The organism is Achromobacter colocynthidis (assembly GCF_057334535.1).
In genome coordinates this window covers 161,840-174,835 of sequence record NZ_JBHFIZ010000029.1, presented here as the reverse complement: position 1 = coordinate 174,835, position 12,996 = coordinate 161,840, and the positions used below count along the sequence as shown (strand labels likewise).

The following is a 12,996-nucleotide window of genomic DNA, read 5'->3' as shown; positions in this document are numbered from 1 at the left end:
GCGCCCCGGCCACCGGGTCCGGATACACCGTATGGCGTTGTTGCCGCAAGGTGGCAACGTGATCGATATTTACACCAAGTTCTATCATTGCGTGGTCGTCGACACTTTGGTCGGTTCTTTCGTGGTTTCTTCCCAGCCGCCGCCCAAGGCCTTGTAAAGCTCCACGCGGTTGATCAGCGCGGCCAAACCGGTCTGCACCAGCGACAACTGGGCATTGAAGAAGTCTACCTGCGCGGTCTGCACCTGCAAGTAGCTATCGATGCCGTTGGTATAACGCAGGTTCGACAGTTCCAGGGTGCGCGAAGACGATTCCTGCAAGGCACGTTGGGCGTCCAACTGCGCGCCGTAGGTGGCTTCGCCCGCCAGCGCGTCGGACACTTCCCGGAACGCCTGCTGGATGGTCTGCTCGTATTGCGCCACGGCGATGTTGTCGCGCGCCTTGGCCAGGTTCAGCCCTTCGCGGATCGTGCCGCCGGCAAACAGCGGGGTCGTGATGGACGGCGAGAAACTCCAATAGCCCTGGCCGCCCTTGAACAGGTCACCCAGCGACGGACTGGCCACGCCCAACAGGCCGGTCAGGGAAATGGTGGGGAAGAACGCCGCGCGGGCCGCGCCGATGTTGGCGTTGGCCGACCGCAGCTGGTTTTCCGCCGCCAGAATGTCAGGGCGCCGTTCAAGCAGGTCGGACGGCAGGCCCGATGGCACGGTGGCCAGCAACTGGTCGCGGCCAAACGTGGCGGGCGGCGGCAGGTCTGCGGGCAAAGGCGCGCCCACCAGCAGCACCAGCGCGTTCAGCGCCTGGGCGCGGGCCCGGGCCAATTGCGCCAGGTCCGACGACGCCGTATCCAGCAGCGTCTTGGACTGATTCAGATCCAGTTCGGACGCCACGCCGCCGTCAAAGCGGCGCTTGACCAGGTCATAGGATTCCTGGCGCGAAGCCAACGTGCGCTGCGTCAGGTCCAGCTGGACTTCGGCCGCGCGCAAGTTGAAGTACGCCTGCGCGACGGAACCGACCAGCGTGATCTGCACGGTCTTTTGCGCCTGCTCGGTCGACAGATACTGCTGGTACGCCGCTTCCGACAGGTTGCGCAGACGGCCGAACAGATCAATTTCAAACGTCGTCAGGCCAATGCCGGCCTGGTACGAGCTGGAAATCGAGCTGGAATCCGGCCCGCCCGCGCGCATGTTGGCCGGCAGATGCTGGCGCTGGCCCTGGATGCCGGCGCCAATGCTGGGCCACTGCGCCCCGCGCTGAACCCCATACTGGGCACGCGCTTCTTCCACGCGCTGCACCGCCACGCGCAGGTCGCGGTTGTTGACGAGCGACAGCGAGATCAGGCTTTGCAGGCGCGGGTCGCGGAAAAATTCGCGCCAGCCCAAATCGGCGGCGGGTATGCCGGCTTCGGGCACGACCGCTGACGCTGGCTGCGAGCCGAGCGACGTGGGGTTGTTGTAGCCGCCGTACTGCACCTTGGGCTGATCGGGCCAGACGCCCGTGATCGGTGCGTCGGGACGCTTGTAGTCGGGCGCCAGCGAGCAGCCGGCCAACGCCACCGCCACGAAGGCGGACAGGGCGGATTGCTTGATCATCAGGGCTTTCATGCCTTGCCCTCCGGGCCACCATTGGGTTGTGCGGGAGTGTGGGCGGTGTCCGTTGCGGGCTGCCCTTCTGCGGCCTTCTTGGCAGCCTGCTCTTCTTCCCAGGCCTTCAGTTCGGCGCCCAGCAGGCGCGGGCGGGTCTTGAACAGGCCCAGAACCACCACGAAGAAGGTCGGCACGAAGATCACGGCGAACGGCGTGGCGGCGAGCATGCCGCCCAACACGCCCAGGCCCACCGCGCGCTGGCTGGCGGCGCCCGCGCCGGTGGCCATGGCCAGCGGCACCACGCCCAGGATGAACGCCAGCGACGTCATCAAGATCGGCCGGAACCGCAGCCTGGCCGCTTCCACCGCCGATTCATACAGCCCCATGCCCCGGGCGTACTGATCCTTGGCGAACTCCACGATAAGAATGGCGTTCTTGGCCGCCAGGCCAATCACGGTCACCATGCCCACCTGGAAGTACACGTCGTTGGACATGCCCAGCGCGCTGACCAGCGCCACGGCGCCCAGCATGCCCAGCGGCACCACCAGCATGACCGACAGCGGAATGGCCCAGCTTTCATACAGCGCGGCCAACACCAGGAACACGATCAACAGCGACAGGCCCATCAGGATAGGCGCCTGGTTGCCGGCTTGCCGTTCCTGGTAGGACAGGCCCGTCCATTCGTAGCCGAAACCTTGCGGCAACTGCGCCACCAGGTTCTGCATTTCTTCCATGGCCTGGCCGGTGGTGTAGCCCGCGGCGGCGGCGCCGCCGATACGCATGGACTCGTAGCTGTTGTAGCGCACCACCTGCACCGGGCCCTGGACCCACTCGGCCGACACGAAGGTCGACAAGGGCACCATGCCGCCCTGGCCGTTGCGTGCGTTCAGCTTCAGAACATCGGACAACTGCATGCGATACGGCGCATCCGCCTGCACCCAGATGTTCTGCATCCGGCCCATGTTGGGGAACTTGCTCAGGTAGGCCGAACCGACCGCCGTCGAAATCAGCGATGCCGCTTCATTGAAGTCCACGCCCAAGGCGGCGGCCTTGTCGCGGTCAATGTTCAGCGTCAGTTGCGTGCCGGCCGCCAGGCCGGTAATACGCACCTGCGACAGCACCGGGCTCTTCATCGCCATGCCCATCAGCTGGCCCGTCGCGGCGGCAAGCGCCGCGGTACCGGCCGCGCCACGGTCTTGCAGACGCAAGTCGAAGCCGGTGGCGTTACCCAGGGACGAAATGGCCGGCGGCACCAGGGTGAACACCTGCGCATCGTGGATGCCCATCAACTGCTTCTGGAAGGCATTGAAGGCAATGGCGCCCGCCGAATCCTGCTTCTCTTTACGGTCCTTGAAGTCTTTCAAGGTGGTGAACGCAATAGCGGCGTTCAGGCCGTTACCGTTAAAGCTGAAGCCCTGCACAGCGATGATGTTCTCGACCGCGGGAATGCTGCGGAAGTATTCCTCGACCTGTTCGATCACTTCAACCGTGCGGTTGGCGCTGGCGCCCGTGGGCAGTTCGATGTTGCTGATGACGTAGCCCTGGTCTTCCTCGGGCAGGAACGACGACGGCAGGCGCAGGTACAGCCAGCCCAGCAGCAGCACCAGCACCAGGAAGGCCAGCATCATGCGGCCGCCCTTGTGCAGAATGCGCGACACCCAGTTCTGATAACCGTGGGTGGTGGCGTCGAACTTGCGGTTGAACCAGCCGAAGAAGCCTTTTTTCTCGTTGTGGTGCCCTTTGGGGATCGGCTTGAGAATGGTGGCGCACAAGGCCGGTGTGAAAGTCAGCGCCAGCAGGGCCGAGAAGAAGATCGACACGGCCATGGCCACCGAAAACTGACGGTAGATCACGCCCACGGACCCGCTCATGAAGGCCAGCGGCAAGAACACCGTAACCAGCACCAGCGTGATACCGATAATGGCGCCGCTGATCTGCGGCATGGCTTTCTTGGTGGCCTCCTTGGGCGGCAAGCCCTCGCTGGCCATGATGCGTTCAACGTTTTCGACGACCACGATGGCGTCATCCACCAGAATCCCGATGGCAAGCACCATCGCGAACATGGTCAATACGTTGATGGAAAAGCCCAGCCCCAGCATCACCGCGAACGACCCCAGCATGGCCACCGGAACGACCAGCGCGGGAATCAGCGTGTAGCGCACGTTCTGCAGGAACAGGTACATCACCAGGAACACCAGCACCATGGCCTCGGCCAGGGTGTGCAGCACCTGCTCGATCGACACCTTCACGTAGGGCGCGGTGTCGTAGGGAATGGCGTACTGGATGTTGCCCGGGAAGTACTTGGACAGCTCTTCCATCTGCTGGCGCACGCCCTGGGCGGTGGCCAGCGCGTTGGCGTCCGGCGACAGCACAATGGCGAAGGCCGCCGTCGGCTTGCCGTTCAGGCGAGCGCCGAACTGGTAGTTGTCGGCGCCGACTTCAATGCGGGCCACGTCACGCAGCAGCACCTTGGAACCATCGGTGTTGGCGCGCAGCACGATCTTGCCGAAGCCGTCCACGGTGCTCAACTGACCGTTGGCCGTGACCGTGGCCGTGATGCGTTGCGATTCCGGGTTGGGCGGCGCGCCGATGCTGCCGCCCGAGATCAGGACGTTCTGGGCCGCGATGGCCTGGTTGACCTCGTTCATGCTCAGGTTGAAGCCCACCAGCTTGGCGGGGTCTACCCAGACACGCATGGCGCGCGGCGCCGCGAACAACTGGAACTGGCCTACGCCGGCCACGCGCGAGACCGGGTTCTGCACGTTGCGCGTGATGTAGTCGGCCAGCGCCGTCTGGTCCAGCGACCCATCCGCCGACGACAGCGTCACGATCATCAGGAAGCCGGTACTGGTCTGCTCGTATTGCAGGCCCTGCTGCTGCACGGCGGACGGCAACTGCGCAATCACGTTCGACACGCGGTTCTGCACGTCAACCTGAGCCAGGTCAGGGTTGGTGCCCGGCGCGAAGGTCGCGGTGATGGTGGCCGTGCCGTAGGAATCGCTGACCGACTCGTAGTAGATCAGGCCCTTGGCGCCGTTGAGCTTGTCTTCGATGATGCTGGTGACCGATTCGGCCACCTCGTTCGCCGAAGCGCCAGGGTACGTGGCGGTGATCGTGATGGCCGGCGGGGCCACATCCGGGTACTGCGCCACTGGCATGTTCGGGATGGCCAACACCCCGGCCAGCAGAATGAACAGGGCAACTACCCAGGCGAAAATTGGTCGATCAATAAAAAATTGCGGCATGTGGGCTGACTCTGAAAGCGATGCTCACCAAAGAGGAACGCGGCGCTTGTGACGCCGCGTGCCGCTTACGATTTCTGGCCTGCGGCCTTGTCCTGCTGAGCGGGCGCGGCAGGCTTGGACGGCGCGGCGGGCTGGCCGCCCGGTTGGGGCTCGGGTTTCGCGGCGGGCTGTGCCCCGGGCTGTGCGCCGGATTGGGCCGCGGGTTGACCCGCGGGTTGACCCGGTTTAGGCGCCGCGCCGTTCTTGGTCCATTGGCTGACCTGCACCGGCGCCCCGGGACGAATCTTCTGGAAACCTTCCACCACGACGACGTCACCGGCATTCAGGCCGCTGGTGATCAACCAGTTGTTGCCCAGCGCGCCGCCGGTGGTGACGGGCAATTGTTGAATCTTGTTGTCCTTGACCAGCATCAGGCTTTGCGAGCCGTCGGCGGTGCGTTGCAGCGCCTGCTGCGGCACCATCAGCGCCTTGTCGTCCACGCCCTGCTCCAGGCGCACCCGCACATACATGCCGGGCAGCAAGATGCCATCGGGGTTGGGCACTTCGGCGCGCAAATTCACCTGACCCGTGGACGGATCCACGGTAATGCCCGTGAACAACAGCTTGCCGGGGTGCTCGTATTCCGTGCCGTCTTCCAGCATGACCATGGCGCGGGCAGTGTCCTTGCCTACCTGCTGCAGCTTGCCGCTGGCGAACGCGCGGCGCAGCGAGGCCAGTTCAGCGGTGGACTGAGTGAAGTCCACGTAGATCGGGTCAAGTTGCTGCACGGTGGCCATCTGCGTGGCCGAGGTGGATTCCACCAACGCGCCTTCGGTGACCAGCGGCTTGCCGATGCGGCCCGTGATGGGCGAGGTGACGTCGGTATAGCCCAGGTTGATGGCGGCGTTGTCTTGCGCGGCCTTCGCGGCGGCGACGGTGGCGTCGGCCTGCCGGAACGAGGCCACGGCGTTGTCGTATTCCTGCTTGCTGACCGCGTTGGCCTTCACCAGCGGGGCGTAGCGGTCGGCCAGCAGCTTGGCGCTGAACAGGTTCGCTTGCGCCTGCTTCAGTTGCGCCGTCGCCTGATCGTAGGCGGCCTTGTAGGGCGCCGGATCGATCTTGAACAGCAGTTGGTTTTCCTTGACGTCGCCACCTTGCTCGAAGGTGATCTTCTGCACGATGCCCGTCACCCGCGCGCGGATTTGCGCATCGCGCACGGCATCCACGCGGCCAGGCAGTTCAGAAACGATGGGCGCGCGCTCAGGCTGAACGGTGATGACGCTGACCTGGGGCATGCCCGGATTCATATGCGGCTCTTCTCCGCATCCCGCCAACACCAGCGCGAGGATGCCACCGGAAACAGCCAGACCTGAAACACGTTTAGGCAAAAACCGCATTGAAACCCCCGCGTAGCGTAGTGAACCGCTTCAGTTAATCGCATCAATCATTAACCGCATCAATCGGCTGAATCAGGCTAACGAATCATCAAGCGCACCCGCGTCAACCATGACGGTCAAACACGACCTCCCGCGATCAACCTCGATCAGGCGCTATCAAACCAAGCCCAAACATCAGCCACGACACGTAAACAGCCCAATAATGTAACTCAGTTATTGGGGAAATTACGTATTTTTCGGCCGCTTAAACGATGCATTGCGCTGCATTAGGAGACAAACCGGTAAGCGCCTCAAAGGTTTGAAAGCTCTCGGAGATTGCCCAGGAACACATACCCCACGCCGTGCACAGTATGCAGCGGCAAGCGAATGCCTGTCTGCAAGACTTTGCCGCGCAGTCGGCAGATAGCCACATTCAGGGTGCGCAGGTTGGTGCTCGCGCGCAATGCCATCAATTCGTCACGCAACAATTCCCGGTTTGGATTGCGCAGCAGGCAGATGAAGCACGCGCGTTCGATTTCAGTCAGGTCGATACGCACGCCGCTGGGCGCCAACAGGGTCCAGCCCCGGTACAGCAGGCTCCACCAGCCATCAAGGCGGTCATTCGCCAACGGCAGGGGCGCGGCGGTCTGGGGCAAGGCGGAAGCGTCCGGCGGCTGCGATGCCAGGCGGGAAAAAACGTCGAGCGCGTTCATGGCGAGTCTCCACCAGGACGGCCCTCGCCAACAGTGGCGGCGGCCGGATCCCGGAACAAGGTTGCTGTTTGTCCTTGAAGACTACCGGCCTTGCGGCCTTGTGACGCGGGTTTGACGCGCTATGGGCCCGAGTATCAGACCAGTCCTACGAAACCCTAGCTAATTGCGCGTGCCGTTCCGGTGGATATCGTGCGTGACAAAGCAACTGTCTTGTGTGGGACGGGCCAGGATGCCGGGTTTGGCAAGCGTCTGGCGGATGTCGGACAAGCCGGACTCCCAGTGTTCGCGCATGGCCTCGGTGCCGAATTCATAGTCTTTGGAATAGCGCTCCCGGTGCTTGGATTCGTAGATCAGGTTGATGATGTTGGTGGCCGGCGTGTGCGACAACTTGCGGATATCGGCCAGCTCGGGCGCGTTGCGATCAGCGTCGGGCAGGCGTTCAAGCAGGCGCTGCAAGCCGTGGCGCAGTTTCAGCACGCGTCGCAACTGGTCGGTGACCAGGCGTGTGCGGCTGGAATACTGGATGTCTTTCTGGCGCTCGGCCACCTCTTCCAAGGTCGTGGGCAGGCCGCCGCGCGCGGGCCAGAGGTCAACCTGGAAGGCCAGCGTGTCGCGCATGTTTTCGGTGGTCAGCACTTGCGCCAGCGGCGTGTTGGACACCACGCCGCCATCCCAATAGTGTTCGCCGTCGATCTCCACGGACGGAAAGCCCGGCGGCAAGGCGCCCGACGCCATGATGTGTTCGGGGCGCAGCGTGTCTTTCAGGCTGTCGAAATACGCGAAGTTGCCCGACTGCACGTTCACCACGCCGAAGCTGGCACGGACTTCGCCGCTGTTGAGCAGGTCAAAATCCACGAACTGGCGCAGGGTGGCGGCAAGCGGTGTGGTGTCGTAGAAGCTGGTGGAGGCCGCGCCCCGGCCCTTGGCCAGGTAAGGCGGCGGAAAGCGCGGCTTGAAGAAGCCCGGCTGCCCCGAAAACAAGGCCTGAAACGCGGACACCTGGCCGTTCATGGCCGGCGAGCCAAAGCCGAACGGAATGCCTTCGAACATGCCCGCCAGCGTATCGCCCCACGGCACCGACGCAAAACCCGCGGGCCGGCAGATGCTTTCCCAGAAGCCGCGCAAGCGATCAACGCGCTCATCTTCGCGAGAGCCCGCGATGATGGCCGCGTTGATCGACCCGATGGAAATACCCGACACCCAGTTTGGCCGGATGCCGGCCTCGTGCAAGCCCTGGTAGACCCCCGCCTGGTAGGACCCCAGCGCGCCTCCACCTTGCAGGACGAGGGCGACGGTGTCGTAGGACGGCGTATTGCCGGTGTCTTTGGACAAAGCCTTGCGGCGAGTGGTCATGCGGCTACCTCGAATCAGGGTTTGCTTTTATCCGGCAGTTGCGGCGCGGCCACACCCGCGCGGAACGGATACTTGGCGAAGATCTGGGCCACGGCCTTGTCCACGTTTTGCGGCGTGTTGGCGCTATCGGGATTCTGCACCTCGCCCACGGCCACGCCTTCCCACACCAATTGCTTGCGGCGCGCGTCGACCAGGTCGATGTTCAACGTGCCCTCGGTGTATTGGTAGACGTCGTCGCCCCAGCCGTAGCCGGGCCAGCCGCCGTAAAAGCCCGAGCGGTAGCCGTAGTACGGCCCCATGGGCGGCGCGGCGGGCGTGACCTGCGTTTTTTGCTGGAGCTTGGCGCCGAAGTTCACCAGCAGGTCGGGGTTGGATGCGTTGTAGGTGTAGCCGCGCATTTCCATCTGGCCGCGCGTGGCGTCCTTCAGGCGCTCGGTGAGCAAGGTGCTGTAGCCGGCCTTGTCGGTGCCCAGGGGCGTCATGAAACCGAAGGTTCTGTACTGCGCAAAATTGGCCTGATGGTCGTAGTCGCCCTTGATGGTGGGCCCGGAGGCGCAAGCCGCGAGCAATGCCATCATGGAACCCGCCGTCAACCATTTCACCGCTTTGATCGCTTTCATGTGGATGTCTCCGAGAGCACAGGGCCACGACATAGTGCCGCGAAGCCCGTAAAGTTTCAACAGATTCCCATTCGCATCCCGTGCTTGCGCCCCCCGGCCGCGCCTCGCTGCGCCCTGCCCGTCCATTACACTCGGGGCTGACTTTTTGACCCTGATGCTGACCACCATGTTGGAACTCGACGGCTCGATCTGGTTTCGTTCCGGCGCCCAGACCTGGGGCGGAAAAAATCGCATAGACCTGTTGGCGCAAATTGACGCCACCGGCTCCATCACGGCCGCCGCGCGTGCCGTGGGCATGAGCTACAAGGGGGCCTGGGACGCCATCGACGCCATGAACAACCTGGCGGGCGAACCGCTGGTGCTGCGAGCGGCGGGCGGCAAAGGCGGCGGCGGCACGCAACTGACCGACCGCGCGCGCCGCCTGATCATGACCTTCCGCGCCCTGGAGTCCGAACACCGGAAATTCATGGACAAGCTGACGCACGCGGGGCTGGACGCCAGCGGCGACATCGACCTGATGAGACGCTTCATGTTGAAAACCAGCGCACGCAATAAATTTTTGGGCACGGTGACCGAGATCCGCACTGGCGCCGTCAACGACGAAATCCAGCTTCGCATTGCGGGCGGCCATCTCATCACCGCCACCATCACGCGCGACAGCACGGCGGAACTGGGCTTAGAGCCCGGCAAAGAGGCGATTGCGCTGGTCAAGGCGTCCGCCGTCATCATCGGCGCGCCGGGTCCGGGCTTGCGGCTATCGGCGCGCAACCAGTTGCTGGGGCAGATCTCGGCCATCCGGCCGGGCGCGGTCAACAGCGAGATCCTGATCGGCATGGAAGGTGGCGCCACGCTCGCGGCCATCGTCACCAATGACAGCGTGCAGGAACTGGGGCTGGAAGTGGGTGCGCCCGCCGTGGCCATCTTCAAGCCATCCAGCGTGATCCTGGGCGTGCTGGACTAGGCGCGGGCGCCTGCCGAGGTCACAGGCGCGGGCTTAATGCTTGGGATCAGCGCTTGGGATCGATGCTTGGGATCAACGATTGGGATCAACGCTCGGGATCAAATCCCCACGTCATCGCGGCGGCGGCCGACCTTGCCGTCGCGCACTTCAAAGACCTCGTCGGCCAGGGCGTCGACATCCGCCGGGTCATGCGTGATCAGCAGCATCGGCACGTCAAGCTGCCGCTGCAAGGTACTCAGCTCCTGGCGCATCCGGCCACGCAGGTGCGCGTCCAGCGCCGAGAACGGCTCGTCCAGCAGAAGTATGTCGGGTTGCAGCATCAAGGCCCGCGCCAGCGCCACGCGCTGCTTCTGGCCGCCGGATATTTCGCCGGGATAACTGCCCACGATGGCGCCCAGCTCAAAGGCATCGACCCAGCGCCTGGCCTCGGGGCCCACTTCGCGCCGAGGCGGGTTGCGCCAGCCCCGGCGTAATCCAAAGGCGATGTTCTGCGCCACCGTCAAATGCGGAAACAGGGCGTAGTCCTGAAACAGATACGCCACGCGCCGCGCCTGCGCGGGCAGGCAGATGCCGGCCTGGGAGTCGAACAGCACCCGGCCGTTGATCTCGATGCGTCCGGCGTCCGGGCGCAGCAGCCCCGCCACGGCGCGCAAGGTCAGGCTCTTGCCCGCGCCCGACGGCCCGAACAGGGCGATGCGCTTGGACGACGAGGTAAACGCCGCGTCCAGCTGAAAGTGCCGGTCGCCTGACACCATGCGTCGGGAGATCTGGATGTGGATGCTCATCGCCCGCCCCCATCGCGCCGGCTGGCGCCCACGGGCAGCAGCTTGCCCGCCGCCACCAAGACCACCACGCAGGTCATCGACGTGACCAGCACCAGCAGGTTGGCGGTGCGGTCGTCGCCCGCCTGCATGGCTTCGTAGATGGCGACCGACAGCGTCTGCGTGCGACCCGGCAGGCTGCCGGCGATCATCAGCGTGGCGCCGAATTCGCCCAGCGCGCGGGCAAAGGCCAGCAGCACGCCGGCCACGATGCCACGGGCGGCCAAGGGCAGCGTCACGCGGAAGAACACGCCGGCTTCGCCCACGCCCAGCACGCGCGCCGCGTTTTCCAACTGGGCGTCCACGTTTTCAAACGCCGCGCGCGCTGACTTGAACACCAGCGGAAACGCCACGATGGCGGCGGCGATCACCGCGCCCTGCCACGTGAACACCAGTTCAATGTTCCACTTCGCCAGCGTTTCACCGATGATGCCGCGCCGGCCCAGCAACACCAGCAGGTAGTAGCCCAGCACGGTAGGCGGCAGCACCAGCGGCAGCGTCAGGATGGCGTCCAGCAGATCACGGCCCGGCCAGCGCCAGCGCGACAGGCCATAGGCCGCGGCGGTGCCGGCCACGGTGGCCAACAGCGTTGCCCAGCCGGCCACTTTCAGCGACAGCAGCAGCGGCACCCAGACCGAATCCGTCATCGATACCCGCCTATTCAACCGACATCAAGGTTGCTGAAATCCATATCGCGCCAGGATCGCCTGGCCCGCGGGCGACCGCACATAGGCCACGAAACGTTCGGCTTCCGGCATCGCCGCCTGGCGCGCCGTGATGGCAATCGGATAGGTCACGGGCGTTTGCGAGGGCACGCGCACCGCCACCTTGACCTGCTCGGGCATGATGGCGGCGTCGGTGGCAAACACGAAACCGGCGTCGACCTCGCCGCGCGACACGTAGGCCAGGCTTTGGCGCACGTTTTGCGCCAGCACGCCCTTGGCTTGCACGGCGTTCCACAAGCCCGCCGCTTCCAGCGCGCCCTGCGTGTAGCGCCCCACCGGTACCGACGCCGGGTTGCCGTAGGCCACGCGCTTGATGTCATCGCGGGTCAGGTCTTTCAGCGACGTGATGTTGGCCTTGCTATCGGCCGGCACGATCAACACGACCTGGTTCGCCGCGAAGTCCACGCGCGATGCCGGCTTCACGGCCTTTTCTTCCACGGCCTTGTCCATCGCCTTCTGGTCTGCCGACGCAAACACATCCGCCGGCGCGCCCTTCAAGATCTGTTGCAGCAGGACGTCGGACGCGCCGAAGTTCAGCACGACCTTGGTGTCCGGATGTTCCTTTTCGTAGGCCTGCGCCACGTCCTTGAAGGCGTTGGTCAGGCTGGCCGCGGCCGATACGACCAGGTCGGCGGCCTGCGCGCCAGGCATCCACAAGGCGGAAAGCACCAGGGCCAGCGCCGGCAGCGCACGTTTGCAAGACATAGTCTTCCTTGGAAATTACGGGTTCGGTAGCGAAATATATAGCGGTATATAACGACCGTCAATTTGGCGCGCAGGCGTGGTCTGCGCCCGATCAAGGATTAAGGCTTAAAGGAAAAAATCGGGTTCAGCCGCGCTCGACGGTTGTGACGCGCAGCGTTTCCGGCGCCAGCGCCGCTTGCAGGCTGGCCAGCGCCAGCTCGGGCTGGGCCGCCCCGCACATGAAGATGTCCAAGGCCGCGAAGCAATGCTCGGGCCAGGAATGGATGCTGATATGGGATTCGCTCAGCATGACCACGCCGGTCACCCCGGCGCCCTCGCCAAAGTGATGGAAATGCGCGCTCAGCACATTGGCGCCCGCGGCCCGCGCCGCCGCGACCAATTGCGTTTCAAGCACCTTGGCGTCGCGCAGAAGGTCGGCGGCTACACCGCGAAAATCGGCCAGCACATGGCGGCCGGGCGTGGCGTGCACCGTCACTTGTGCGATCCGCCCGACGACCAGCCCGACCCACCCGACGAACTGCCCCAACTGCTGCTGCTACTGCTGCGGCTGCCGCTGCCCCCGCTCATGCTCACGCCCGGCGAGCTGGCGCCCGTGGCCGCCATCACCACCACCAAGGCATAGATGCCATACACGAACTTGCCCATCGTTCTACTCGTCCTTTCCGGAAAGCTTGTCCGCCAGCTTGGCGGGGAACCACAGGAACGCCAGCCCGATCAGGATCGGCACGAAGCGACCGTTCAGGATGTTGCCGAAGTTCAGGAACACCATGCCGATCGTCGCGATCCAGGCCCATTTGCTGTATCCGCCCGGCTTGCCGCCCAGCGGCAGGGATTTCTGCTTGGCCAGCTCGGGGTTGCCGAACCATTCCGCCAGTTGCGCCGGCGCCCCCGGCGCCGCCGCCGCCCCGCCCAGC

13 protein-coding genes and 1 pseudogene are annotated in these 12,996 nt (G+C 64.6%); 1 reads left to right on the top strand and 13 read right to left on the bottom strand.

Features of this window, described 5'->3' with window-relative positions; translation table 11 throughout:
- From ACE04A_RS13255 to ACE04A_RS13225, 7 genes are all read right to left on the bottom strand, one after another.
- Positions 1 to 88 (bottom strand): pyridoxine 5'-phosphate synthase (locus ACE04A_RS13255; protein ID WP_485820213.1); only part of this gene is annotated, 88 nt, incomplete at its 3' end.
- Positions 85 to 1,602 carry an efflux transporter outer membrane subunit gene (locus tag ACE04A_RS13250; RefSeq protein ID WP_485820194.1) on the bottom strand — a complete coding sequence of 506 codons (1,518 nt, stop codon included), beginning with the start codon at positions 1,600 to 1,602 and terminating at the stop codon, positions 85 to 87. The genes ACE04A_RS13255 and ACE04A_RS13250, both read right to left, overlap by 4 nt.
- A complete protein-coding gene (locus ACE04A_RS13245) occupies positions 1,599 to 4,829 on the bottom strand; it encodes a multidrug efflux RND transporter permease subunit (protein ID WP_259246074.1) in 3,231 nt (1,076 codons plus the stop codon). The genes ACE04A_RS13250 and ACE04A_RS13245 overlap by 4 nt, the downstream gene beginning before the upstream one ends.
- Before the next feature lie 65 nt (positions 4,830 to 4,894).
- A complete protein-coding gene (locus ACE04A_RS13240; RefSeq protein WP_485820193.1) occupies positions 4,895 to 6,205 on the bottom strand; it encodes an efflux RND transporter periplasmic adaptor subunit in 1,311 nt (436 codons plus the stop codon).
- Between the two features lie 290 nt (positions 6,206 to 6,495).
- Positions 6,496 to 6,897, bottom strand: a complete 402-nt coding sequence (locus tag ACE04A_RS13235) for a helix-turn-helix domain-containing protein (RefSeq protein ID WP_259246072.1) — start codon at positions 6,895 to 6,897, stop codon at positions 6,496 to 6,498.
- A 159-nt stretch (positions 6,898 to 7,056) separates the two neighbouring features.
- Positions 7,057 to 8,250, bottom strand: coding sequence for a DUF3734 domain-containing protein (locus ACE04A_RS13230; RefSeq protein WP_279996058.1), 1,194 nt, complete (start codon positions 8,248 to 8,250; stop codon positions 7,057 to 7,059).
- Positions 8,251 to 8,264: 14 nt separating this feature from the next.
- On the bottom strand, positions 8,265 to 8,861 hold the full coding sequence (locus tag ACE04A_RS13225; RefSeq protein ID WP_448717398.1) for a DUF4136 domain-containing protein: 597 nt from the start codon (positions 8,859 to 8,861) through the stop codon (positions 8,265 to 8,267).
- A 175-nt stretch (positions 8,862 to 9,036) separates the two neighbouring features.
- Between ACE04A_RS13225 and modE the strand changes: the two genes are divergently transcribed.
- Positions 9,037 to 9,831, top strand: a complete 795-nt coding sequence (modE, locus tag ACE04A_RS13220; protein ID WP_448717400.1) for a molybdenum-dependent transcriptional regulator ModE — start codon at positions 9,037 to 9,039, stop codon at positions 9,829 to 9,831.
- A gap of 98 nt (positions 9,832 to 9,929) precedes the next feature.
- Here the strand turns inward: modE and ACE04A_RS13215 are convergent, their stop codons facing one another.
- From ACE04A_RS13215 to ACE04A_RS13190, 6 genes and pseudogenes are all read right to left on the bottom strand, one after another.
- Positions 9,930 to 10,616, bottom strand: a complete 687-nt coding sequence (locus tag ACE04A_RS13215) for an ATP-binding cassette domain-containing protein (RefSeq protein WP_448717346.1) — start codon at positions 10,614 to 10,616, stop codon at positions 9,930 to 9,932.
- Positions 10,613 to 11,299, bottom strand: coding sequence for a molybdate ABC transporter permease subunit (modB, locus tag ACE04A_RS13210; RefSeq protein ID WP_448717347.1), 687 nt, complete (start codon positions 11,297 to 11,299; stop codon positions 10,613 to 10,615). Before modB ends, ACE04A_RS13215 begins: the two co-directional genes overlap by 4 nt.
- A gap of 24 nt (positions 11,300 to 11,323) precedes the next feature.
- Positions 11,324 to 12,082 carry a molybdate ABC transporter substrate-binding protein gene (gene modA / locus ACE04A_RS13205; protein WP_448717348.1) on the bottom strand — a complete coding sequence of 253 codons (759 nt, stop codon included), beginning with the start codon at positions 12,080 to 12,082 and terminating at the stop codon, positions 11,324 to 11,326.
- Positions 12,083 to 12,206: 124 nt separating this feature from the next.
- Entirely contained in the window at positions 12,207 to 12,557 is a 351-nt protein-coding gene (gene speD, locus ACE04A_RS13200; protein WP_448717349.1) for an adenosylmethionine decarboxylase, read from the bottom strand.
- Positions 12,554 to 12,727 carry a hypothetical protein gene (locus ACE04A_RS13195; protein WP_448717350.1) on the bottom strand — a complete coding sequence of 58 codons (174 nt, stop codon included), beginning with the start codon at positions 12,725 to 12,727 and terminating at the stop codon, positions 12,554 to 12,556. The genes speD and ACE04A_RS13195 overlap by 4 nt, the downstream gene beginning before the upstream one ends.
- A 4-nt stretch (positions 12,728 to 12,731) precedes the next feature.
- A pseudogene (locus tag ACE04A_RS13190) lies at positions 12,732 to 12,996 on the bottom strand (DUF4178 domain-containing protein); the annotation flags it as partial.

Coding starts and splice junctions, on each gene's coding strand:
- ACE04A_RS13235 (WP_259246072.1), bottom strand. CDS start 6,897: ATGAACGCGCTCGACGTTTTTTCCCGCCTGGCATCGCAGCCGCCGGAC.
- ACE04A_RS13230 (WP_279996058.1), bottom strand. CDS start 8,250: ATGACCACTCGCCGCAAGGCTTTGTCCAAAGACACCGGCAATACGCCG.
- modB (WP_448717347.1), bottom strand. CDS start 11,299: ATGACGGATTCGGTCTGGGTGCCGCTGCTGCTGTCGCTGAAAGTGGCC.
- ACE04A_RS13195 (WP_448717350.1), bottom strand. CDS start 12,727: ATGGGCAAGTTCGTGTATGGCATCTATGCCTTGGTGGTGGTGATGGCG.
- ACE04A_RS13245 (WP_259246074.1), bottom strand. CDS start 4,829: ATGCCGCAATTTTTTATTGATCGACCAATTTTCGCCTGGGTAGTTGCC.
- modA (WP_448717348.1), bottom strand. CDS start 12,082: ATGTCTTGCAAACGTGCGCTGCCGGCGCTGGCCCTGGTGCTTTCCGCC.
- ACE04A_RS13250 (WP_485820194.1), bottom strand. CDS start 1,602: ATGAAAGCCCTGATGATCAAGCAATCCGCCCTGTCCGCCTTCGTGGCG.
- ACE04A_RS13215 (WP_448717346.1), bottom strand. CDS start 10,616: ATGAGCATCCACATCCAGATCTCCCGACGCATGGTGTCAGGCGACCGG.
- modE (WP_448717400.1), top strand. CDS start 9,037: ATGTTGGAACTCGACGGCTCGATCTGGTTTCGTTCCGGCGCCCAGACC.
- ACE04A_RS13240 (WP_485820193.1), bottom strand. CDS start 6,205: ATGCGGTTTTTGCCTAAACGTGTTTCAGGTCTGGCTGTTTCCGGTGGC.